This window comes from Streptomyces sp. P5F9 (genome assembly GCF_057961495.1).
The window spans coordinates 1-607 of record NZ_JBXVPZ010001049.1; the positions used below are offsets into that span (position 1 = coordinate 1).

A 607-nucleotide genomic window follows, 5' to 3' on the forward strand; every position below is an offset into this window, starting at 1 on the left:
CCCACCCCGTGGCCCCCGAGAACGTCGACGACACCGCCTCCGCCCTCCTCAACTTCGACGGCATCTCCTACGCCAAGGGCGCCTCCGCACTACGCCAACTCGTGGCCTGGGTCGGCGAGAAGGACTTCCTCGCCGGCATCAACACCCACTTCGCCCGCCACAAGTTCGCCAACGCCACCCTCGCCGACTTCATCGACTCCCTCGCCTCGGGCACGGAACGGGACGTCCACGCGTGGGCCGACGCGTGGCTGCGCACGACGGGCGTGGACACGCTCACCCCGACCGTCACCCGCGCCGACGACAGCACGTACACCCTGACCGTCGACCGCACCGGCAGCCGTCCGCACCGCATCGCCGTCGGCCTCTACGACCAGGACCCCGGCGACACCGGCCGCCTCACCCTGCGCGAACGCCTCGACCTCGACATCCCGCAGACCGAGCCCCAACCCCTCGGCAAGCGCCCGGCGTTGCTCCTCCTCAACGACGGCGACCTCACCTACGCCAAGGTCCGCTTCGACCCCGACTCCTTCGAAACCGTCCGCACCAGCCTCTCCGGCCTCCCCGAACCCCTCACCCGCGCGGTCGTCTGGAACGCCCTGCGCGACAC

At 71.0% G+C, this 607-nt stretch carries 1 protein-coding gene; it reads left to right on the top strand.

Annotated elements, in window-relative coordinates:
- Positions 1-607: M1 family aminopeptidase (locus AC31A1_RS52335; protein WP_489660065.1), on the top strand; the 607-nt coding region annotated here is incomplete at both ends.